Source organism: Gulosibacter sp. GYB002 (assembly GCF_036577665.1).
GTDB classification, from domain to species: Bacteria; Actinomycetota; Actinomycetes; order Actinomycetales; family Microbacteriaceae; genus Gulosibacter; species Gulosibacter hominis.
This window is the reverse complement of record NZ_JARBDD010000014.1, coordinates 193,808-215,002: the sequence shown is the minus strand read 5'-3', so window position 1 is coordinate 215,002 and position 21,195 is coordinate 193,808. Positions and strand designations below refer to the sequence as shown.

17 protein-coding genes are annotated in these 21,195 nt (G+C 61.9%); 8 read left to right on the top strand and 9 right to left on the bottom strand.

Annotation, left to right across the window (positions count from 1 at the left end; all coding sequences use genetic code 11):
- Positions 1-203: 203 nt before the first annotated feature.
- A complete protein-coding gene (locus PV375_RS09000; protein WP_332107002.1) occupies positions 204-2,681 on the bottom strand; it encodes a DNA gyrase/topoisomerase IV subunit A in 2,478 nt (825 codons plus the stop codon).
- A 57-nt stretch (positions 2,682-2,738) separates the two neighbouring features.
- Between PV375_RS09000 and PV375_RS08995 the strand changes: the two genes are divergently transcribed.
- Positions 2,739-3,887, top strand: coding sequence for an alkaline phosphatase family protein (locus tag PV375_RS08995; protein ID WP_332107001.1), 1,149 nt, complete (start codon positions 2,739-2,741; stop codon positions 3,885-3,887).
- Positions 3,888-3,923: 36 nt separating this feature from the next.
- On the opposite strand, the gene sepH is transcribed toward PV375_RS08995, so the two are convergent.
- Positions 3,924-5,120, bottom strand: coding sequence for a septation protein SepH (gene sepH / locus PV375_RS08990; RefSeq protein WP_332107000.1), 1,197 nt, complete (start codon positions 5,118-5,120; stop codon positions 3,924-3,926).
- A 246-nt stretch (positions 5,121-5,366) separates the two neighbouring features.
- On the opposite strand from sepH, the gene PV375_RS08985 reads away from it, so the two are divergent.
- Positions 5,367-5,663, top strand: coding sequence for a DUF4193 domain-containing protein (locus tag PV375_RS08985; protein ID WP_201516869.1), 297 nt, complete (start codon positions 5,367-5,369; stop codon positions 5,661-5,663).
- Between the two features lie 48 nt (positions 5,664-5,711).
- Here the strand turns inward: PV375_RS08985 and PV375_RS08980 are convergent, their stop codons facing one another.
- The gene (locus PV375_RS08980; RefSeq protein WP_332106999.1) at positions 5,712-6,167 is read right to left on the bottom strand and encodes a DUF3093 domain-containing protein; all 456 of its coding nucleotides are present in this window, start codon (positions 6,165-6,167) and stop codon (positions 5,712-5,714) included.
- Between the two features lie 91 nt (positions 6,168-6,258).
- Between PV375_RS08980 and dut the strand changes: the two genes are divergently transcribed.
- The 5 genes from dut to dxs all read left to right on the top strand — a co-directional run bounded on the left by dut (position 6,259) and on the right by dxs (position 13,265).
- A complete protein-coding gene (dut, locus tag PV375_RS08975) occupies positions 6,259-6,714 on the top strand; it encodes a dUTP diphosphatase (RefSeq protein WP_332106998.1) in 456 nt (151 codons plus the stop codon).
- A gap of 32 nt (positions 6,715-6,746) precedes the next feature.
- Positions 6,747-7,556: a DUF3710 domain-containing protein gene (locus PV375_RS08970; RefSeq protein ID WP_332106997.1), complete on the top strand. Its 810-nt coding sequence runs from the start codon at positions 6,747-6,749 to the stop codon at positions 7,554-7,556.
- On the top strand, positions 7,556-8,356 hold the full coding sequence (locus PV375_RS08965; RefSeq protein WP_332106996.1) for a DUF3159 domain-containing protein: 801 nt from the start codon (positions 7,556-7,558) through the stop codon (positions 8,354-8,356). Before PV375_RS08970 ends, PV375_RS08965 begins: the two co-directional genes overlap by 1 nt.
- A gap of 43 nt (positions 8,357-8,399) precedes the next feature.
- Positions 8,400-11,108: an aconitate hydratase AcnA gene (acnA, locus tag PV375_RS08960; protein WP_332106995.1), complete on the top strand. Its 2,709-nt coding sequence runs from the start codon at positions 8,400-8,402 to the stop codon at positions 11,106-11,108.
- A gap of 165 nt (positions 11,109-11,273) precedes the next feature.
- Positions 11,274-13,265 (top strand): 1-deoxy-D-xylulose-5-phosphate synthase, encoded by a 1,992-nt coding sequence (dxs, locus tag PV375_RS08955; RefSeq protein ID WP_332106994.1) that lies wholly within the window; start codon positions 11,274-11,276, stop codon positions 13,263-13,265.
- A 76-nt stretch (positions 13,266-13,341) separates the two neighbouring features.
- On the opposite strand, the gene PV375_RS08950 is transcribed toward dxs, so the two are convergent.
- From PV375_RS08950 to PV375_RS08935, 4 genes are read right to left on the bottom strand one after another with little or no spacing between them, the layout of a single operon-like run.
- Positions 13,342-15,504 carry a 3-hydroxyacyl-CoA dehydrogenase NAD-binding domain-containing protein gene (locus PV375_RS08950; RefSeq protein ID WP_332106993.1) on the bottom strand — a complete coding sequence of 721 codons (2,163 nt, stop codon included), beginning with the start codon at positions 15,502-15,504 and terminating at the stop codon, positions 13,342-13,344.
- Between the two features lie 6 nt (positions 15,505-15,510).
- On the bottom strand, positions 15,511-16,731 hold the full coding sequence (locus tag PV375_RS08945; protein ID WP_332106992.1) for a thiolase family protein: 1,221 nt from the start codon (positions 16,729-16,731) through the stop codon (positions 15,511-15,513).
- A gap of 59 nt (positions 16,732-16,790) precedes the next feature.
- Positions 16,791-18,017 (bottom strand): ribonuclease D, encoded by a 1,227-nt coding sequence (locus tag PV375_RS08940; protein WP_201516877.1) that lies wholly within the window; start codon positions 18,015-18,017, stop codon positions 16,791-16,793.
- Positions 18,004-18,621, bottom strand: coding sequence for a DUF3000 domain-containing protein (locus PV375_RS08935; RefSeq protein ID WP_332106991.1), 618 nt, complete (start codon positions 18,619-18,621; stop codon positions 18,004-18,006). Before PV375_RS08935 ends, PV375_RS08940 begins: the two co-directional genes overlap by 14 nt.
- Positions 18,622-18,751: 130 nt before the next feature.
- Here PV375_RS08935 and PV375_RS08930 point away from each other — a divergent pair, with 130 nt between their 5' ends.
- Positions 18,752-19,942: an alpha/beta hydrolase family protein gene (locus PV375_RS08930; RefSeq protein ID WP_332106990.1), complete on the top strand. Its 1,191-nt coding sequence runs from the start codon at positions 18,752-18,754 to the stop codon at positions 19,940-19,942.
- 53 nt (positions 19,943-19,995) lie between these two features.
- On the opposite strand, the gene PV375_RS08925 is transcribed toward PV375_RS08930, so the two are convergent.
- Positions 19,996-20,745 carry a dihydrofolate reductase family protein gene (locus tag PV375_RS08925; RefSeq protein ID WP_201520811.1) on the bottom strand — a complete coding sequence of 250 codons (750 nt, stop codon included), beginning with the start codon at positions 20,743-20,745 and terminating at the stop codon, positions 19,996-19,998.
- A complete protein-coding gene (locus PV375_RS08920) occupies positions 20,742-21,170 on the bottom strand; it encodes a SufE family protein (protein WP_332106989.1) in 429 nt (142 codons plus the stop codon). The genes PV375_RS08925 and PV375_RS08920 overlap by 4 nt, the downstream gene beginning before the upstream one ends.
- Positions 21,171-21,195: the final 25 nt, after the last annotated feature.

The following is a 21,195-nucleotide window of genomic DNA, read 5'->3' as shown; positions in this document are numbered from 1 at the left end:
GGTGCCGTCTTTCATCGCATAACTGACATATTGCCACGTTTTTCGCACTTGTGTATGCGATTCACAAAGAGAGTTTGCGAAAAACTCGAAAACTACCTCGCCAGGTGGTGAAATGCTGCGAGATTCGATACTGGCCTGACACTCTGTGACTGTTGGTGAGCAGTTTTATAGCAGATTGGAAAGCTTGGTGCGGCCGAGCGCGGTCAGTCCTGGTTGTCTCCCATTGCACCGCCGAGCCAACCTACCGCGCCCTCCAGCGGCATCCCCGAGCCGTCGCGACGACCGAGTTCCTCGGGCAGCTTCCGAATGGCGCCGTCGCGCGCATTTGCCAGTGGCGGTTCGCCACCGGTCCAGGCAAGCGCCAGCTCAGATTCGCCGGTGAGAAAACGCTGTGCCCGAACGCCGCCGGTCGCGCGGCCCTTCGGCGGGAAGTCTTCGAGCGCGCTGACCTTGGCTGTGCCATAGGCATCCGTTTCAAAGAGCCCATCGTCGTCGGACACTGGTGCAGCAACGGTAACCACCCGCGCCCGTTCGGCCGCATCGGCAGTGATCACACCGAAGGCAAGCACGCGCGCGCCCGGGGCGAGTTTAATTCCGGCCATACCGCCCGCGGTGATTCCCTGCGGGCGCACCAGCGATGCGGAATAGCGCAGCAGCTGTGCGTTTGAGGTGATGAACACCAGCTGGGCATCGTCGCCGGCTCGCGCAGCGCCAACAACCTCATCGCCCGGTTTGAGCGTGATCACCGGCAGATCGGTGTGCTTGCCCCAATCAGCAGGATTGACGCGCTTGACGACACCGTTTTTAGTGCCGAGCGCGAGAGGAGTTTCACTGCCAAGCGCAACCAACCCCACCACTCGCTCACCGCGGTCGCTAATACCGAAATAGTCGCGTGCATTCACACCCGCCGACATGATGGTGGATGCGGCCGGGGCGACCGGTAGCGATGAAGCCACCATCTTGTAGACGCGACCAGCGCTGGTCACCGCAGCAATTTCATCCAATGATGCGCACGAAACCTGCGCCAAGATGGCGTCATGTTTTGAGCGTCGTTTCGGCGCCGGGAAGAGGTCATTATCGCCGAGGTCGACGCGCAAAATCTTGCCCGAAGTCGATAGCAACACGCGGGTGGGTTCATTTTTCACCTGCAGCGCCTCGGCACTCACGGCCTTTTTCGAGCGCGGCGAGGCAGCCACCGCATCCTCGCTGAGCAGCACCGTGCGGCGCGGGGTTGTAAATTGATCGGCCACCGATTCGAGCTCGCGTGACACCTGGGCGTGCAATAGCTGCCGATCAGCCAGCAGCGCTTCGAGTTCGGCGATTTCGCGTGCCAGCTGATCGCGCTCGGCCTCAAGTTCAATGCGCGAAAACTTGGTGAGTCGACGCAACCGCAGCTCGAGGATGTATTCAGCCTGGGCATCCGAAAGATCAAAAACGAGCTTGAGTCGCTCACTCGCCTGTGGCGCATCGTCCGATGAGCGGATGATCTGGATCACCTCGTCAATATCGACAATGGCGATCAGCAGGCCCTCCACCAGGTGGAGCCGCTCACGACGGCGATTGAGACGGAACTGGCTGCGACGACGCACCACATCAACACGGTGGTCGAGATACACCCGGAGCAGCTCGATCAGCCCGAGCGTGCGCGGTCCGCCGTCCACGAGTGCGACATTGTTGATGTGAAACGAGTCTTCCAGCGGCGTGTGCCGGTAAAGCTGCTCGAGCACGGCCTCGGGTGCAAAACCGGTTTTTACCTCAATCACCAGGCGCAGGCCGTGGTCGCGTCCGGTGAGATCGTCAACGTTCGAAATGCCGGCGAGCTTTTTTGACTGCACGCCCTGCTTGATTTTTTCGATGACCTTCTCGGGGCCGACGCCGTAGGGGAGTTCGGTGATGACGATGCCGCGCCGGCGTGCCGTGATCTGTTCAATGCTGGCGGTGGCCCGCATTTTGAACGATCCGCGACCGGTTTCGTACGCATCCCGGATGCCGTCCAGACCGACAATCTGGGCACCTCCGGGCAGGTCGGGGCCGGGCAAAAACTCCATCAGCTCGTCGAGCGTGGCGTCGGGCACCTCAAGCAGGTGCCGAGCCGCAGCCACCACCTCACCGAGGTTGTGCGGCGCCATATTGGTCGCCATTCCCACCGCAATACCGCTGGCACCATTGACGAGCAGACTCGGCCATGCCGATGGCAATACCGAGGGCTGCTGTAGCGAGTTGTCGTAGTTCGGCACAAAGTCGACGACATCCTCATCGAGCGATTCGGTGAGCGCCAGCGCCGCCGCGGTGAGGCGCGCCTCGGTGTAGCGAGCTGCTGCCGGGCCGTCATCGAGCGAACCGAAGTTGCCGTGACCGTCCACCAGCGGCACGCGCTGCACGAACGGCTGTGCCAGACGCACCAGCGCGTCGTAGATGGCGATATCACCGTGCGGGTGAAGTTTACCCATCACATCACCGACCACACGGGCCGATTTCACGTGACCGCGATCGGGACGCAGTCCCATTTCGGTCATCTGATAGAGGATGCGCCGCTGCACGGGCTTGAGACCGTCGCGCGCATCGGGGAGGGCACGCGAATAAATAACCGAATAGGAGTATTCGAGGAATGAGCTGCGCATCTCGGCCGAGACATCGACATCGTCAATCCGGCTCTCGAATGTGGCAAGGCTCTTACTCATGTATTACGAATCCTCGATTGCTGAAACGGGCCCGCGGGCTGTGGGAGACTAGCCCGAGTGAACTCCATCGTATTGACCAGCGCGGAATCTCGGCCCGCACTCGCCGCAGTGATGCCGAATTGTCTGTCAGCGATCCGCGGTGAGACCGGTTCGCTGGGGCTGCCGGCGGTGCGTGGTGTGATCGTGATGCTCGTGGACGGGCTCGGTGTGGCCCCGCTGATGGCCCGATCCGGGCACGCTCGGCGATTGCTATCGGGATGGGATGCGGACGCGACGGCCTTTTCGTTTCCATCCACAACCGCTGCCGGAATCACCCAGCTCACCACCGCGCGCGCCGCTGGCGAAAACGGCATGGTTGGCTACGAGGTGTGGGACCGGACCTGCGGCGTATTGCGCAATCAGCTCAGCGGCTGGGGGCCGGGGATGGAGCCAGCCAGCTGGCAGCTTCGCCCCACGGTGTTCGAGCAGCTGCGCGGTAATGGGGTGCTCCCGACGGTGATTTCAGTGGCCGAGTATGCCGATTCTGGGCTGACAAATGCGTCGCTTCGAGGTGCCCGATTCATTGCGGGTGGCTCGATGCGGGAGCGTTGCGAGCTTGCTGCGCGTGTGAGTCGCGCAGCTGGCAACCACCTCGTGTATCTCTATCACGCCGAACTCGATCAGGCGGGACACCGCTACGGATGCGGTAGCGACGCCTGGATTGAGCAGCTGGAAGAACTTGACGCTGCCTTCGCACAGCTGCTCAACGAGCTACCGGACGATATCGGGGTGGTGGTCACCGCCGACCACGGCATGGTTGATATTCCAAAAGAAAACTATCGCGAGTTCAACACCGATCTGCTCGACGGCGTGGCAGCTATTGCGGGCGAGCCGCGATTGCGCCACCTCTATCTCAGCGACCCGTCACCTCGGGCGAGTCTTGAGCTCTCCCAGCGGATCGCCGACGACGAGGCGGGGCAGGCAGTGGTGTGCACTCGTGCCGAGGCGATCGCCGCGGGATGGTTTGGTGCGGTAATTGATCCGCGTGCCGAAGCCCGAATCGGGGATGTGCTCGTGGCCGCCACCGCTGAGCTGACCTATTACGCTCCCGGCACACCCGAATCAAAACGGCGGATGATTGGGCAGCACGGGTCAATTACGGATGCCGAAACGCTCGTACCGCTGCTGCGGCACGGTGCCTTTGCCGGCAAGAGCGCCTTTTGCTAACCGCAACGTGCAGCCGGCTGGAGTGCTCGGATCCGGTTAATCGTCGCTGTGGGTGCCGAATACGATTTCGTCCCAGGATGGCATCTGAGGCCGGCCGGAGCGGCCGCGTCGACCGAGGGATCCGGTGTCGTAGCTGAGCCTGTTGGTTTCTGAGCCGCTACGAGATTCGCTGGTGCTGTCAGTCGATTCCCGAGCTGCGCGCGAGGCACCGCGGCTAGCATCCGAGTCTTCGTCGGCGGCATCGTCCGAAGTATCAGGATCGTTCGAAGCAGTGTCCGCGCTCGATTCCTCGGCCGCAGAATCCGCATCCAGTTCGGTGTCTTCATCCAGGCCCGCGAGCGGAATATCGACCGCGCGTGTGGTGTTGGTGCCGGTCGCACGGAATGGGGTGACCGTAGCTTCCCGCTCGGGCTCATGGGCTGCTGAAAAATCGTCGACGAAGTTTTCATCAAACTCATCGTCAACGTATTCCGCCTCTTCGTCGTACGGGTCGCTGGCGCGTTCGCCGCGGCGGCGACGCAGCGCATCGAGTAGATCGGCCGTGTCGAACTGGGTGTTATGGCGCTGTGCCGCAGCATCGGTGCTATCGGATGATTCATCGGCAGATGCCAGTGGAATCACCGCGCTACCGTGGTCGACGGCACGCAAATGCGGTGCCGAAACGTGTGCCGCGCCATCCTGCTGAGACAGGTTCGTTGCCGCCGGTGAGAGCGGGTCGAGTGACTGGCTTTTGGGGTCGAACGCCCACAGTGCATTGCGCTCAACCTCATCGGTGGTGAAATCAATGCCGACGTGCCAGCCCGATTCGGGGTCTTTCCAAGCATCCCAGCGTACGTTTTCGGCACCAAGCTGCTCGAGCCGCTCGTCAATTGCAGAGCCAAAGGTAGCGCCCTCGCCGGCAAACGGGTCGATTGACTGCTGCAGACGCACCGGCACCGCGCGGGCCTGCTCAACGAGATAACCGCGTTCGGCGAGAATCGGCCCCTCGAAGCGCTCGACGATTTCTTGATCGGCACCGGTCTGGTCGACCACCTCGCGCACGGTGCGGCCAGCCCGGATGAGCTGCTGGATCAGTCGTGGCGGCACCGTTTTGGTCTCGGTTGAGCGATGTGCGGGCTGCGGTCGAAGCGCATTGCGCAGCGCCTCATCGATGACGAGCTGGAAACGTTCGCCCTCAGCGTTGGTTGCAATAACGGCGCCCTGCTCGACGCCCACAAAACGGAGCTCTTGCACTGTGCCTCCCGGTTCTCAAGCCGTAGCCATACGGATGCCAATGCAGTGATGTTCTCGCCTCTCAAGCGCGGCGCGGCGACATGACCGCAGCGCGCCGAAAAATCGTGGCGGAATCGGGTTGAAGTGCTACTTGAGAGTTTTGCGCTCGACGCGCCGCGCGTCGGCACTTGCGCAATGGTGTAGGTTCGTGCAAAATAGCGCGCCGACGGGGAAATGATTTCCCGGGTAACCGAAATTTGGATGGTAATGGCAACCGACTACGACGCGCCCCGAAAAGGCGAAGAAGATAACGACTCGATCGAGGCTCTCAAAGAGCGAGTGCCGCAGTCGAGCTCTCATAACGTTGACATCGACCAGGGCGATGGCGTGCACGGCTTCGACCTCTCCGACGCCGATCTCTCGGACGTCGAGCTGGAGACGGTCGTAATTCCACCGCAGGTCGATGAGTTCACCTGTATGGAATGTTTCCTGATCAAACACCGCTCGCAGCTGTCGCCGCAGTCGACCGAGGGCAATCCGATCTGCAACGACTGCGCCTTCTAACGGGGCCTGTAGCCCAAGTATTTTTCGCGCGGTTGTGGCTGTCAGTGGCTAGCGCTGCTGTACGGCCGCAGCCGCGCGTTTGAGTTCGCGCTGCAGCTCGACAGGGCGGCGAGTTGAGAACAACCAGTAGGGCACGGGGTCGAGCGGGTCGCTGATTTCAACCCGCACCGATAGTGGAGCCCAACCCCGCAAGCAAGTCCAGGCGCGCGCATCCAATTCTGGGCCGGCGGCCATGCGGGCGCGCTCACGGTTGGCGTAGGCGGTCACGTCACCGATGTGGCGAAGCGGCACCCGTGCCGAGCCGACGCGCAGGGTTGTCGAATCGATTTCGATAACTGGCGATGACAGCCACAGCATGAGACAGATCCCCAGATAGCAGGCGACTGCCAGGATGATCCCGACCGTGGCATTGATCGGCCAAAAGACGATGAGTACGGCCGGGATCACCATCGCGCTCACCAAGAAGGCGAAGATGGTCGGGGTTACTCGTTCTCGAAATCGCACACTTCCATTGTGGGCGGATGCATCCGTGCAGATGCTGAATGACAGTCACCACTCGTGCCGCCTCGGGACGCAGACACGGTAACCTCGAGCTATGACCGAATCATTCGATATCCCCTTTACCGGGACGCAGCCAGTTCAGGCGCATCCGGGCGATGCTGGTGCCGATCTGGTCTCGGCGATTTCACTGACGCTCGCGCCGGGGGAACGCGCGCTGGTGCCCACGGGTACGAGTGTTGCGCTGCCAGATGGCACGGTCGGTTTGGTGGCCCCGCGCTCGGGGCTGGCGGCCAAACACGGCATCACCATCGTGAATGCCCCGGGGATCATTGATTCCGGCTACCGGGGCGAGCTCAAGGTGTGTTTGCTCAACACCGACCACCGCGAGGCATATGAGATCGCAGCCGGCGACCGCATCGCCCAGCTGCTAGTGCTGCCCATTCCGCAAATCACGTATCGAGCGGTGACCGAGCTGCCAAACGGTGAGCGTGGCGATGCTGGCTTTGGTTCGAGTGGATATGGCCAGCGCGCCGTAACCGAGGCCGAGTAGTTTGAAAACAGCAAATTTGCAGGAGAGGTTTCATGGGACTTTTTGATTTTTTCAAGCGTGAAGAGCCCAGGGCAAAGGCTGATCGCCTCGTCCTCGACGATGAGGAAGAACTCGAGGTCGAAGACGAACTCGAGGTCGAAGAAGGGCTGCGTGATAAAGAGGCACCCGAAGACCGCGAAGAGAACGGCCCTTTTGATGAGGCCGATGACCATGAGGCCGGCAACGTTATCGACTTCGGAGCGATTCGGATTCCGGTGGTAGAGGGGCTCGGGCTGCGGCTTGAAGTGCAGGAAAAAACCAAGCGCCTGGTCGCAATTGCACTGGATTACGGTGAATCGAGCGTGCAGGTGCAGGCATTTGCTACCCCGCGCTCGTCGGGACTTTGGGCTTCGGTGCGGGAACAGCTCGTCGAACAGCTCGCCAAACAGGGCGGCACGGCTGAAGAGCGTGAAACCGATCTCGGTACCGTGTTGCACGCCAAGGTTCCGGTGATTGCGGGCGGTAAGCCTGAGCGGCGAGTCGAGTTCATCGGCGTAGACGGTCCCCGCTGGTTTTTGCGCGGGGTCATTACCGGGCAGGCAACGGTCGATGACGAGGCTCGTGACAAGCTCTATGAGATCTTCCGCGGTCTAACGGTTGTGCGCGGTGCGCATCCGGTACCGCCGCGTGATCTGCTGCCACTGCAGGTGCCCGAGGCGATGGCACAGCAGATGGCAGCGGCACAGGCTGCAGCACAGCAGCAACAGGCAACACCACCCACTCCCGAGCAGCGCACGGCTCAGCTCGCTCAGCAAAAAGTTCGTGAACAACTGCTCAAACAGCAGAACGGTGGCGAAAAATAGTGCCCACCGACCCGCAACCGCGCAACTCGGCAGATACGGCGTCAGCGTCGTCTACTGACGAGTCGGTGGCGAAGTCAACGAGCACTGCGACTCGTGAGCAATTGCGCGACAAGCTCACCGACGCGGCCCGTAGCAGCGCAATTGGCAAGGCTGCGGACGGCGAGCTGAGCGGGAAGCAGGTGCTCGAAACATTTGGTGGCTGGTTCGGGATTGTCGAGGCCATCGTTCCGAGCCTGACATTCGTTTTGCTTTTCCGGTTTGTTGGTGAGCTGGGTGTGGCAGTTGCCGTGCCGGCAGCGCTTGGGGTGCTGGCGATCATTGTGCGGCTGGTGATGAAACAGCCTGTCGGCGGTGCGGTTGCGGGGCTGTTCGGGATGGTCGTGAGCGGCCTTATCGCCGTTGCCACCGGTCAGGGGGTCGATTATTTTGTGCTCGGCCTTTGGATCAACGCCCTGTGGACTGTCGGACTTGCGCTTTCGATCACTTTTGGTTGGCCGCTGATTGGTGTGGTGGTTGGGCTGCTGTGGCCCGAGCTCGCGCACTGGCGGCGATCGCGTCGGCAGCGACTGTGGATGCACGGGCTGACCATCATGTGGATGGGTGTGTTTGTCATCCGGCTGCTGGTGCAGGTACCGCTCTATCAGGCCGGAGCGGTTGAAGCGCTCGCTTCTGCGCGCATCGTGATGGGTGTGCCGCTGTACGCGCTTGCCGTGATTCTTAGCGTCGTCCTGGCTCGACTGTGCGCCCGTCGTGCCGCCAAACCCAGCGAAACGTCATCAGCCAATATCAACACCCGATAAGATATCTTGATATCGAGATAAATCCGATCGAAGGAGTATCCGCATGAGTGCAGTGAACACCTTCGGTGCAAAAGACGTACTGAACGTCGACGGCACCGATTACGAGATCTATCGCATCGACAAGGTTGCCGGCCACGACAAGCTGCCCTTCAGTCTGAAGGTGCTGCTTGAAAACCTGCTGCGCACCGAGGACGGCGCAAATGTCACCGCAGAGCAGATCAAGGCTCTGGGTGCGTGGGATGCGTCGGCTGAACCCAACACCGAGATTCAGTTCACTCCGGCTCGTGTGGTGATGCAGGACTTCACCGGAGTTCCCTGCATCGTCGACCTGGCCACCATGCGTGAAGCGGTTGCCGATTTGGGTGGTAACCCCGAGGTCATCAATCCGCTGGCTCCGGCAGAGCTGGTCATCGACCACTCGGTGATCGCCGAACTGTTCGGAAGCTCGGACGCTTTTGAGCGCAATGTTGAAATCGAGTACCAGCGCAATGGTGAGCGCTACCAGTTCCTGCGCTGGGGCCAGACCGCCTTTGATGACTTCAAGGTGGTTCCTCCTGGCACCGGTATCGTGCACCAGGTCAACATTGAGTATCTGGCGCGCGTTACCTTCGTTCGCGAGCAGGACGGTGTCAAGCAGGCGTATCCCGACACCCTTGTGGGTACCGACTCACACACCACCATGGTGAACGGTCTGGGTGTGCTCGGCTGGGGCGTTGGCGGTATCGAAGCCGAGGCCGCCATGCTTGGCCAGCCGGTTTCGATGCTCATTCCAAAGGTTGTGGGCTTCAAGCTCAACGGCACGATTCCCTCGGGTGTGACCGCCACCGACGTGGTGCTCACCATCACGGATATGCTGCGCCAGCACGGTGTGGTTGGCAAATTTGTTGAGTTCTACGGTGAGGGTGTCGCCCAGGTGCCGCTCGCCAATCGCGCGACCATCGGTAACATGTCGCCCGAGTTTGGGTCGACCGCGGCAATGTTCCCCATCGATGATGAGACGCTCAACTATCTGCGTTTCACCGGCCGCGACGAAGCCCAGGTGCGCCTGGTCGAGGCTTACGCCAAGGAACAGGGACTGTGGCACAACCCGGCCAACGAGCCCAACTACTCGGAATACCTCGAACTCGATCTGTCGACCGTGGTGCCCTCGATCGCCGGTCCTTCGCGCCCGCAAGACCGCATCCTGCTCAGCGAAGCCAAGGATGTGTTCCGCGAGACGCTGCCGAAGTTCACCGATGACGACAAGGTTGACGGCATCCCTTCGCGGCCCGTCTCGGTGAACAGTGACGACGACACTTTCGTGATCGACCACGGTCACGTCGGTATTGCCGCGATCACCTCGTGCACCAACACCTCGAACCCCTCGGTGATGATGGCCGCCGGTCTGCTCGCACGCAACGCCGTCGAAAAGGGGCTGCAGCGCAAGCCCTGGGTAAAAACCACCCTCGCTCCCGGTTCAAAGGTCGTTACCGAGTACTACCAGAAGGCGGGGCTCACGCAGTACCTCGACCAGCTCGGCTTCTATCTTGTTGGCTACGGCTGCACCACCTGTATCGGTAACTCGGGGCCGCTCGACGCACCGATTTCGGATGCGATCAACGAGAACGATCTCGCCATTACCGCGGTGCTTTCGGGTAACCGCAACTTTGAGGGTCGCATCAATCCCGACGTCAAGATGAACTACCTGGCTTCGCCGCCGCTGGTGGTCGCCTACGCACTGGCGGGCACGATGGACTTCGATTTTGAAAACGAGCCGCTCGGCCAGGATGGCGACGGTAACGACGTCTACCTGCGCGATATTTGGCCCGACGCTGCCGAGGTACAGCAGACCATCGAATCGGCAATCGACACCGAAATGTACACCAGCGAATACGGCTCGGTGTTTGAGGGTGACGAGCGTTGGCGTTCGCTGCCGACCCCCACCGGTGCCACTTTCGAATGGGATGCGGAATCGACCTATGTGCGCAAGCCCCCGTATTTCGAGGGCATGGCACTCGAGCCCACTCCGGTCGCCGATATCGCCGGTGCTCGTGTGCTCGCCAAGCTCGGTGATTCAACCACCACCGATCACATTTCGCCAGCCGGTTCGATCAAGGCTGACTCGCCAGCCGGCCGCTATCTCGCCGAGAACGGTGTGGAGCGCAAGGACTTCAACTCGTACGGTTCGCGTCGCGGTAACCACGAGGTGATGATCCGCGGTACCTTCGGCAACATTCGGCTGAAAAACCTGCTGCTGGATGGTGTCGAGGGTGGCTACACTCGCGACTTCACCCAGGCTGGTGGCCCGCAGTCGTTCATTTACGACGCGGCTCAGAACTATGCCGCGCAGAACACCCCGCTGGTGGTGCTTGCCGGTAAGGAATATGGCACCGGTTCATCGCGTGACTGGGCTGCCAAGGGCACGCGTCTGCTCGGAGTCAAGGCCGTAATTACCGAGAGCTTTGAGCGTATTCACCGCTCGAATCTGATCGGCATGGGCGTTGTTCCGCTGCAGTTCCCCGAGGGGCAATCTGCGAAGTCGCTGGGCCTTGACGGCACCGAGGAATTCGCGATCACCGGTCTCACGCAGCTCAATGAGGGCGTCACCCCGAAGACCGTGCACGTGGTGGCCACTCCCACCGCCGACTCGCCCGAGGGTAAAGAGCCGGTCGAGTTTGACGCGGTAGTGCGCATCGACACGCCGGGTGAGGCTGACTACTACCGTAACGGCGGCATCCTGCAGTACGTGCTGCGGTCGCTGGTACAGAAGTAGTCACACGGCTCTGAACCACACCACGCAGTGGGCGCAACCAGACTGGTTGCGCCCACTGCGCTTAGAATGAACTCTTACCGTTCAGTGCTGCGGCATCGAGCAACTTGAGTTGCAGGGAATTCAGTTGCAGGGAAGCATTTGGTCGAGCAGGAGGGAACAGGCGTTATGAGCGAATCGCTACTCGCGCGCATCCAAAGCCCGCGCGATCTGCGCGAACTCAACGCACAGCAGCTGCAACAACTCGCAGCCGAAATCCGTTCGTTCCTGGTCGAAAATGTGTCGCGCAGCGGTGGTCACCTCGGCCCCAACCTCGGAGTGGTCGAGCTAACACTGGCCATTCATCGGGTTTTTGACTCGCCAACTGACGCAATTATTTTTGACACCGGTCACCAGTCGTATGTGCATAAGCTGCTGACGGGACGACAAGATTTTTCAAAGCTGCGTGAGCGCGGTGGGCTAGCGGGATACCCACAGCGCGGCGAGTCGGAGCACGACATTGTCGAGTCATCACATGCGTCGAGCTCGCTGAGCTGGGCGGATGGTATTTCGCGGGCTTGGAAGGCGTCGGGGCAGGACGATCGCACCGTTGTTGCGGTGGTGGGTGACGGTGCGCTCACCGGCGGAATGACCTGGGAAGCGCTCAACAACATCACCGACGACAATGACCGTCGGCTCGTAATCGTGGTGAACGACAACGGTCGCTCGTATGCGCCGACAATCGGCGGTATCGCGCGCTTCCTCAACCGGGTGCGCACCGACCGGGTGTACACGAGTCTGCAATCAAAATCAAAAAACCTGTTTTCGCGGCTATTCGGTAAATTCGGTCGCGGTATTTTCCGTGCCACTCGCGGTGCGCTGCACGGATTCGCATCCCGGCTGGGGGACACCGGCGGCCTGTATTCCGACCTCGACATCAAATATCTCGGACCGGTTGACGGCCACGATCAAAAGGCGATGGAAGAAGCGCTGCGATTGGCGCGTGCCTACGGCAAACCGGTGATCGTGCACGCCATCACCGAAAAGGGCCATGGATACGAGCCCGCCCGCAACGATAAAAACGACCAGTTTCATGCGGTGGGGCAGATCGATCCGATCACCGGCGAACCGGTTTCAGAATCTTCGGGCCAGTCGTGGACGGGCGTATTCGGCGAAGAGATGGTCAAACTCGGCGCCGAACGTGATGACATCGTGGCAGTTACCGCGGCCATGCTGCGGCCGGTTGGACTCGCGCCCTTCGCAGAGGCGTACCCCGACCGCGTATTTGATGTGGGCATTGCCGAACAGCACGCGGTCACCTCGGCCGCCGGTATGGCGTTTGGCGGGCTTCACCCGGTGGTGGCGCTTTACGCAACATTCATGAACCGCGCCCTTGACCAGGTGCTGATGGATGTCGGTTTGCACCGGGCGGGCGTGACCTTTGCGCTCGACCGTGCCGGCGTGACCGGGCCGGACGGCCCCAGTCACCACGGCCTGTGGGACCTCTCACTGCTGCAGCTGGTGCCGGGCATCCGGATTGCCGCGCCGCGAGACGCCACCCGGCTGCGGGAAGAGCTGCATGAAGCGGTTGCGATCGAAGACGCCCCAACCGTCGTGCGCTATTCAAAGGGCAAAGTTGGCGACGAGATGGAAGCCGAAATGCGGTTTGCCGACGGCGTCGATCTGCTTCGACGCGGCAGCCGCCCGGATGTGCTGATCGTCGCAGTTGGCCCGATGGCGAAACTCGCGCTGGCGGTTGCTGACCTGGTTGAAAAGCAGGGGATTGGGGTCACCGTTGTTGATCCTCGCTGGGTGGTTCCGGTGCCCGAGAGCGTGATCGCGCTGGCCCGTCACCATCGACTCGTGGTGTCGATTGAGGACGGCATTGTGGTTGGCGGCATCGGTACTCGCATCCGCCAAGACCTGCGTGCCGCCGAGGTTGAGGCCACGGTTACCGAGCTCGGATTGCCCGATGAGTTCATCGATCACGCGAGCCGTGATGAAATTTTGGCGGATGCGGGCCTCACGCCCCGTCAAATTGCCATGAACATCGTGGCGCAGGTGCTCGGTTCACGCGTGCCGCACGCGCGCCCTGAACCTCCCGAAACCGAAACGCAGGCGATTGAAACTGTGCTGCGGCAGCTCAGCTCAAGCGAGGCTTCGAGCGCACACGACAATTAATACGCGCGCCGCAGCTGCACGAAAAAAAGGGGCCGAGCTCGCAACTCTAGCGAGCTCGGCCCCGTTGTGATGCCAATTAGTTGGCAGCTTCGCGAGTTGCAGCACCGAGAATCTTTGGGGTGTGGAATGTGCCACCAAAGACGCGCTCGGATGCGCCAATCCGGTCGAGATAGGGGGTGAGCCCACCGTTGATGAGCGGGAACCCGGCCCCCAAAATCAGGCAGAGGTCAAGATCTTCGGCGGCGGTGACCACCTGCTCATCGAGCATAATTTTCACCTCATCGGCGAGCGCATTCTGTGTGCGCTCGAGCAACTGCTCGGCGGTGAGTGGTTCGTTGCCCGCCGATCCCACTACAGCCTGCAGCTCGCGGGTGTAACCGGTGACATTGCCCTTGCCGTCACGCTTGAGCAGTTTCGCATCACGGTCGGCTAGCTCATGCAAACTTGCCGAGTCGAAAAAGCGGTCGGGGAAGGGCTCGTGGTGCGATCGCAACACATGCGCCCCGACCTTGAGGCCGATGAGCTCGAGCAGCGTGAATGGCGACATGGGCAGCCCCATTGGTGCCAGCGCGGTATCGGCAATCTCGACACTGGTGCCGGTGTCGACCGCGTGCATCACCTCGCCGAGCATGCGTGCCAACACACGGTTGACAACGAACCCGGGGCGATCGCGAACAATGACGGCGTTCTTTTTCAGTTGCTTGGCCACAGCCATCGCGGTTGCCAGCGTTGCATCGCTGGTGGAATCCACCTTCACCACCTCGATGAGCGGCATGACCGCAACGGGGTTAAAGAAGTGGAAACCGACAAGCCGCTCGGGATGCTTGAGCGCCGAACCAATTTCGGTCACCGAGAGTGACGAGGTGTTGGTGGCCACGATGGCGTCTTCGGGAATGATCTGTTCAAACTCGCTGAACACCTGTTGTTTTACGCTGAGTTCTTCGAACACCGCTTCGATCACCCAGTCGCAATCGGCAAATTGCTGGCGATCGGTGGTGCCGGTGACCAGGCCCTTCAGTCGAGCGTGGGTGTCGGCGTTGATACGGCCCTTGTCGAGCAGCTTGTCGATCTCGGCCTGCACCGAAGCCACGCCACGGTCGACCCGTTCTTGATCGAGGTCGGTCATCACCACCGGAACCTGCAGACGGCGCACGAATAGCAGCGCGAACTGGCTCGCCATCAGCCCGGCGCCGATCACTCCGACCTTGTTGACGGGGCGTGCGAGCTCACTATCGGGAGCACCCACAGGACGCTTCGCTCGTTTTTGCACCAGGTTGAAGCCGTACATCGAGGCCATGAACTGGTCGCTGGCCACCAGATCGCCCAGCGCCTGGTTTTCGAGTTCAAACCCGGCCTCGCGGTCGCCCTTTTTCACGGCGGCGAGAATTTCCAGCGCCCGGTAGGGTGCTCGTGGCACCTCACCGATTTTTTGTTCGAGCGACTTGCGGGCAATTTTGATGGCCGCATCCCATTTCACGGCCCGTTCGATTTTTCCGGGCTCGTTCGGCCGCTTGATCTTTTCACCATCAAGCACCGCAGTGATGAACTTGATCGAGTCTTCAATGAAGTTCACCGGGGCAATCATGCGATCGAACAAACCCAGCTCGTATGCCTGTTCGGCCTTCAGCATGCGGTTCATCTTGAGCGGGTTCTCGATGATTACCCGCAGTGCGTTTTCGATGCCGATCAGGTTTGGCGTGATGGTGGCACCACCCCAGCCGGGAACGAGGCCCAGATAGGTTTCGGGGAAGGCCACGGCAGGGCAGGATGCATCAATCACCCGATAGTCGCAGTGCAGCGCCACCTCGAGCCCGCCACCGAGCGCCATACCGTTCACGAGCGCGAAACTCGGCACACCCAGCTTGCTGAACAGCCCCAGCGCATCATGGCCGAGCTCGGCCATCTGACGGGCAGCTACCGTGTCGGGGATCTGGTCGACCAGTGATAGATCGGCACCGGCCGCAAAGTTGAACCGTTTACCGGTGACCGCGACGGCGTGAATCTCGCCGTCCTGCGCGCGCTGTGCGAGCGAGGCGAGCAGCTCACCGAGCTGGGCGAGCGTATTCGGTCCGAGCGTGTTGGGACGCCGGTAGTCGAGGTTGTTATCGAGCGTGATGAGTGCCAGCGTGCGGTCGCCGGCTAGCGGCACATCCCGCACCTTTGATTCGGTGATGACCTCGCTATCGGCAGCGTTGAGAATGGCCGAGTAGCGATTGCGATCAAAGAGTTGGTTCGTCATGTGGTCTTACCTTCCGACTCGAGCGTGACGCTTGCCGTTCCAATGCGGGTTTTCCCAAATCACCGCACCACCCTGGCCAAGACCCACGCACAGGGCGGTGAGTCCGAATCGCACTTCGGGGTGCTCGGCAAACTGGTTCGCCAGCTGCATCATCAGCCGCACGCCACTCGCCGCAAGGGGGTGCCCGAGGGCGATGGCACCGCCGTACGGGTTAACGGATGGATCGTCATCGGCGATTCCGAACGCATCCAAGAATGAGAGCACCTGCACGGCAAAGGCCTCGTTGAGTTCAAACAGGCCGATGTCATCGATAGTGAGCCCGGCACGCTGTAGCGCTTTCTTGGTGGCCGGAACCGGGCCGAGCCCCATAACCTCGGGTTCAACACCGGCAAATGCAAAGTTGACCAGGCGCATCTTCGGAGTCAACCCAAATTCCTTTACCGCGGCACCCGAAGCCAGAATGGATGCGGTGGCACCGTCGGTGAGTGGCGAGGCGTTCCCCGCGGTAACCCGGCCGTGCGGCCGGAACGGTGTCTTGAGTCCGGCGAGCGCCTCCATCGAAGTGTCTGGGCGCAGATGCTCATCGCGGGTGGCAAGCCCCCAGCCGGCGTCAGATTCAATAGCAACCGGCACGATATCGGTATCGAATTTGCCCGCCCGCACGGCCGCATCCGCCTTGCGCTGCGAGTTTAGGGCGTAGCTGTCGGCACGCTCTTTAGTGAGGTCCGGGAAACGGTCGTGGAGCCGCTCGGCCGTTTTGCCCATGTAGAGCGCGTCGGGTTCAACGAGCTTTTCGGCCAAAAACCGCGGGTTCGGGTCGGCATCGAAGCCCATTGGGTGACGACCCATATGCTCGACACCGCCGGCAATCACCACATCGTAGGCACCGGCGCGGATTCCCGAGCCCATGGTGGTTACCGAGGTGAGTGAACCGGCACACATCCGGTCGATGGCAAGGCCGGGGACCGTATTGGGCAGGCCCGCCAGAATTGCCGTCGTGCGACCAAGCGTGAGACCCTGGTCGCCCTGCTGGGTAGTGGCGGCGATCGCCACATCGTCATAGCGGTCGAGCGGAATCGTGGCGTTGCGTTCAACAACGGCGCGAATCGCTTTTACCGCGAGATCATCGGCGCGGGTGCGTCGATACATCCCCTTGTCGCCGGCACGACCAAACGGTGTGCGGGCACCATCAATGAAGTACGCATCAAGGGCGCTGTGCTGAGCCAAACTGCCTCCTTGCAGATCGGTGCCGTGCAGTGGCAACGGCAGAGATGGACTCTCGCAGCCTAGCTTTCCCGAGCGGCGGATTCCTCAGCGTCTTGGCGCGAGGCTACAAAAGCATCCCAAATAATTGGTGCCGTAATGTTGCACTGCCAATTCCGGGCACCGAGTTCGCGCAATTGTTCGGCAATCGCTGCCTCGCTGTCTCCGGCCGGTTCCCACGCCACCCGCCGCAAAATTGCCGGCGTGAGCAGGTTTTCGGTGGGGAGGTTCAGCTGCTCGGCAGTTTCGGCAACCGCCGGTTTTGCCGATTTGAGTCGGGCGTCAGCTTCGGGCCGCTTGTTTGCCCAGGCTCGCGGCGTGGGAATAGCGTTCGCCGATCGGGCCTGCCGGTCGGGGAGTGCGTCAGTGGTGCGACCGCGCTCAATTGCCGCCCACCAGCGGTCAAGCTGCTCGCGGGACGCGCGGCCGGTAAACGATTTGAGAGCGGCCAGCTGGCCCTTGGTGCGCGGCATCTCCTTTGCCGCCGCGATGAGCGCTCGATCGGGAACGAGACGACTCGGCGCGGTGTCGGTTTCGCGAGCATAGGCATCGCGGGCCAGCCACAGCTCGCGCGCTATGGCAAGCTGACGCGGGCGGTGAACGGTGTGGATGCCCGAAAGTCGTCGCCAGGGCTCCTCGCGCTCGGGGCGCAGCTCGCGGGTGAGAATATCGGCGAACTCTTCGCTTGCCCACTCGAGCTTTTCGGCCTCGCGTAGCTCAACCAGTAACCGGTCGTGTACGTCGAGCAGCAGCTCAACATCGAGCGCCGCATAGGCAAGCCACTCGTCGGGGAGCGGTCGCCGCGACCAATCGGAGGCCGAATGCGCCTTGGCAAGCTCGATTCCGAGTAGTTCATGCACCACCGCTCCGAGCCCGACGCGTTCTTTGCCGAGCAGGCGCGAAGCCAGTTCGGTGTCAAAAATTTCTTGCGGATCGAGACCAATTTCGCGCAGGCTTGGCAGGTCTTGGGTTGCGGCGTGCAACACCCACAGCTCGCCATTGATGACCTCGCCGAGCTGCGCCAGCGAACCAAACGGGACGGGGTCAATGAGCATTGTGCCGGCACCGCGCCGAAAAAGCTGCACGAGGTAGGCACGGTCGGAGTAGCGATAACCCGCCGCCCGTTCGGTATCTACGGCAATTGCCCCCTCGCCGGCCCCGATGCGCGCAATCGCCGCATCCAGAGCCTCGGGAGTGTCGATTACCTGCAGCTCGCCCTGTTCGAGCCGTCGTGCATCAACCGCGACCATGAGCCTTTCTCAACGTCTGTAGCGAAGGTACCTCGCGGGTATCAACCGGTGGCAACCCGGCCAGCATGCACAGCAGCTTCGACCAGCCGGCAAGATGCGCACCAATATCGGTAGTGCGCGGTGTCCACGAGGCGCGCATTTCAATCTGCGACCCCTGCCCCTGTGGTGAGAGCTCACCAAATCCGCGAGAGTTCACAACGGTGACGGTACCCGAGGGGTAGTCGTATTCGGCGTTCGCTTCGGCCAGCGCATCCACCAGCCACGACCAGGCAACCTCAGGCAGCATGGCATCGTCGCCGATATCGGTTTCGAGCGGGGCCTGCGCAAAACACACCACGCGAAACTCACCCCGCCAGGCTTCGGGCTGCGACAAATCGTGCATCAGGATGAATCGGCCGGTTCCCAGCGGTGAGTCGCCGTGCCGGTGCTCGGGGCTCACATCGGCCGCGAGCGCGATAGCGTTCGGTGCCAGCCCCTCGGGCGGGCGAATTTCTTGCACGCGCAAATCACTGCGGAACTCGACGCCTCGAATGCTTTCGACAGCGGCATCAAACTCGGCAGGAACCGGATGCAGACTTACCACCACACGCATGAGGTTAGGCATCCGTGCAGCACGGTATCGGGTGCCACGCCGCCGAGCGAACAACTTGCTTATTACTGTTGAGATAGCCAATGGTGCACCGGCCACAGTGCCAGCGACGAAAACCTGCGGGTGTGAACGAGGGGGATGTGAGATGCAGCAGCAGCGAACCATACGAGCCGCGACCGCGGCGCTTGCGGGAGCAACCACGTTTGCGGGAGCCCTGGTCGGCACTATCGCGCTGAGCCTCGCACGCCAGGTGGTCACGCTGCCGTCAAAGGCTCGGGAGCCGGTTCGGGTGGTTGAAATCCGTCCCGATTCTGATGGCGACGGCACTCGCGGCACGGTGGTGTTGGAGCGCACGGTTGAGTCACATGCGCTGGGCGAGTTCACGATGCTTTGGAGGCAGGGAGCTGGCCGGGCGCGGCTGCTCGAACGACTGGAAGCAACCGACCGCACGGTGACGCGCCGGTATGGGGATGTGCTTGGTGCAGATTTTGCCGGGGTGCGTTCGGTGCGGTTGGCATCCGCCCCGCAGCTTGGCATTGAAGACCTTGGTTTGCCGTGGAGTGAGGTGGCGATCCCCGGCGAAGGGGGAGAGCTGCCGGGATGGTTTATTCCGGCGGCTGGCGAAAGCAGCGATTGGTGCATCCACATTCACGGGCGCGGTGCGACGCTCACAGAGCCCCTGCGCACTGTGCCGCTGGTGGCCGAGCGGGGCTGGCATTCACTGGTGATGCGCTACCGGAACGATCCGGGCGCGCCAGCCGGGCATCACGGTAAAACCGGGCTGGGGCTCACCGAGTGGCGAGATGTGGATGCGGCGCTCGAATGGGCCAAATCGCGCGGAGCGCGCCGCGTGGTGCTGGTGGGCTGGTCGATGGGTGGCGCAATTGCGGTGCAGGCAGCGCTGCGCTCAGTGCATGCCGATCTGGTTGTGGGGCTGATGCTCGAATCGCCGGCGCTTGACTGGAACGAGACGCTGATCTGGCAGGCGGGGCAATTGAATGTGCCGCCGAGTATCGCGAAGCTCGGTATTCGCCTGCTTGGCTCACCGCTAGCACGGTCGGTTTTGGGTGCCGAAGAACCGCTCGATCTTGCCGAACTGGATGTGGTTGCTCGCGCGGCCGAGTTGCGCTGGCCAACGCTTGTGCTCGCCTCAACGGGCGATACGGTAGTGCCGGTGAGCGGGAGCCAGCGCTTGGCGAAGGCGCGGCCAGATCTTGTCACCTACGAGGAATTCACTCGCGCCCGGCACACGCGACTGTGGAACACCGACCCTGAGCGCTGGGAGGCGGCGGTGGGGAAGTGGTTTGATCGCCTCAGCGAGCCCGGCAAATCGTAGTTTCGCCCGCCGACGATCGTCGCGGGTCTATCTACGACCTCACAGTCAGGCGGCTAGTGCCGGGCGAACAAACGCTGATAAACGTAGCCGACCGAATCAACCGCGAGCAGTTCGCGCCGAAATTCGGTTCCGCGCCCCGAACCGGGAAGTGACGGCGCCGAATCGGGGGCGAATACGGGTGCCTGCGTGAGGCACACCTCGTCGAGCAGCCCCGCATCCAAAAACTGGCTGATCAGCTGGTTCCCGCCCTCAACCACCAGCTGGTGCAGTCCGCGCTCGTGCAGCTCGTGCAGCACATCGGCGAGTTGGATGCGGCCCTCGGGCGCGGTGAGCGGGATGACTGTGGCACCGGGCATGCTGCCGAGCACCCGGCTGCGCACTTCTGCGGGGCAGCACACGAGCACCGAGGAGGCCGCCTCGTCGGGAGTGATGCGGTGCCCGTCAAGATTGCCGCTGGCAGTCACAATGCACAGCTTCGTCGGGGCGGTGCTGGTGTGGCGTTCTTGGCGCACGGTTTGGGCGCCAACGATGACGGCATCGCTCATTTGCCGAATGAGCTTGAGGATGCGTCGGTCGGCGCGGTTTGACAGCGTGTCAGAGGTGCCATCCGATCCGGTGACGCGGCCGTTGAGCGAACCGATCATATTCATCCGCATCCAATTTGGATGCGGTGGGCGATAGATCGCTTCGAGGCGGGTATTCGTGTCGCTCGCTTTGAGATCGATGGTGAACTCGGATGCGCCATCTCCGGGAATGATGCGCAGGGTATCCGGGTCGGGCATCGACTCGGTGATCGCGCTCACGCGCTGTGCTCCGCGACCTGGCGCTTGACACGGGTGAGCATCCCGACCATGCCGTTGAGGCGCAGCGGCGAAACCAGTTCGGTAATGCCGAGCGAGAACGGGAAATCGGCCGGCAGCGCGAGCACCGACTCGACGCTGGCACCGGCGAGGCCCTGCACGAGCACCGAGGCAAAACCGCGGGTGGTTGGGGCCTCGGCGGGAGCCTTGGCGTACACCGACACCTTGCCGTCGCTCACCTCAACCGTGATGAACACCGGTGACTGGCACTCAATGACGCGTTCAAATTCGGCATCGGCATAGCGCTCGGGTACCTCCGGCAGCTCATCCGACAGTTCGAGCAGCAGGGTCAGTCGTTCGCTTGCGGGAAGCGCCAAAAAATCATCACGAATCGAGGCGAGTTCAGCGGGAAGAGCGGTATCGGTCATAGCGCCAAGCGTAGTGGGCGAGTGT

What these genes read in the sequence shown, in the direction of transcription:
- dxs (WP_332106994.1), top strand. Translation starts at nt 11,274, where the DNA reads ATGAGCGAATCGCTACTCGCGCGCATCCAAAGCCCGCGCGATCTGCGC.
- PV375_RS08920 (WP_332106989.1), bottom strand. Translation starts at nt 21,170, where the DNA reads ATGACCGATACCGCTCTTCCCGCTGAACTCGCCTCGATTCGTGATGAT.
- PV375_RS08950 (WP_332106993.1), bottom strand. Translation starts at nt 15,504, where the DNA reads ATGACGAACCAACTCTTTGATCGCAATCGCTACTCGGCCATTCTCAAC.
- PV375_RS08970 (WP_332106997.1), top strand. Translation starts at nt 6,747, where the DNA reads ATGGGACTTTTTGATTTTTTCAAGCGTGAAGAGCCCAGGGCAAAGGCT.
- dut (WP_332106998.1), top strand. Translation starts at nt 6,259, where the DNA reads ATGACCGAATCATTCGATATCCCCTTTACCGGGACGCAGCCAGTTCAG.
- PV375_RS08930 (WP_332106990.1), top strand. Translation starts at nt 18,752, where the DNA reads ATGCAGCAGCAGCGAACCATACGAGCCGCGACCGCGGCGCTTGCGGGA.
- PV375_RS08985 (WP_201516869.1), top strand. Translation starts at nt 5,367, where the DNA reads ATGGCAACCGACTACGACGCGCCCCGAAAAGGCGAAGAAGATAACGAC.
- PV375_RS08935 (WP_332106991.1), bottom strand. Translation starts at nt 18,621, where the DNA reads ATGCCTAACCTCATGCGTGTGGTGGTAAGTCTGCATCCGGTTCCTGCC.
- PV375_RS08940 (WP_201516877.1), bottom strand. Translation starts at nt 18,017, where the DNA reads ATGGTCGCGGTTGATGCACGACGGCTCGAACAGGGCGAGCTGCAGGTA.
- acnA (WP_332106995.1), top strand. Translation starts at nt 8,400, where the DNA reads ATGAGTGCAGTGAACACCTTCGGTGCAAAAGACGTACTGAACGTCGAC.
- PV375_RS09000 (WP_332107002.1), bottom strand. Translation starts at nt 2,681, where the DNA reads ATGAGTAAGAGCCTTGCCACATTCGAGAGCCGGATTGACGATGTCGAT.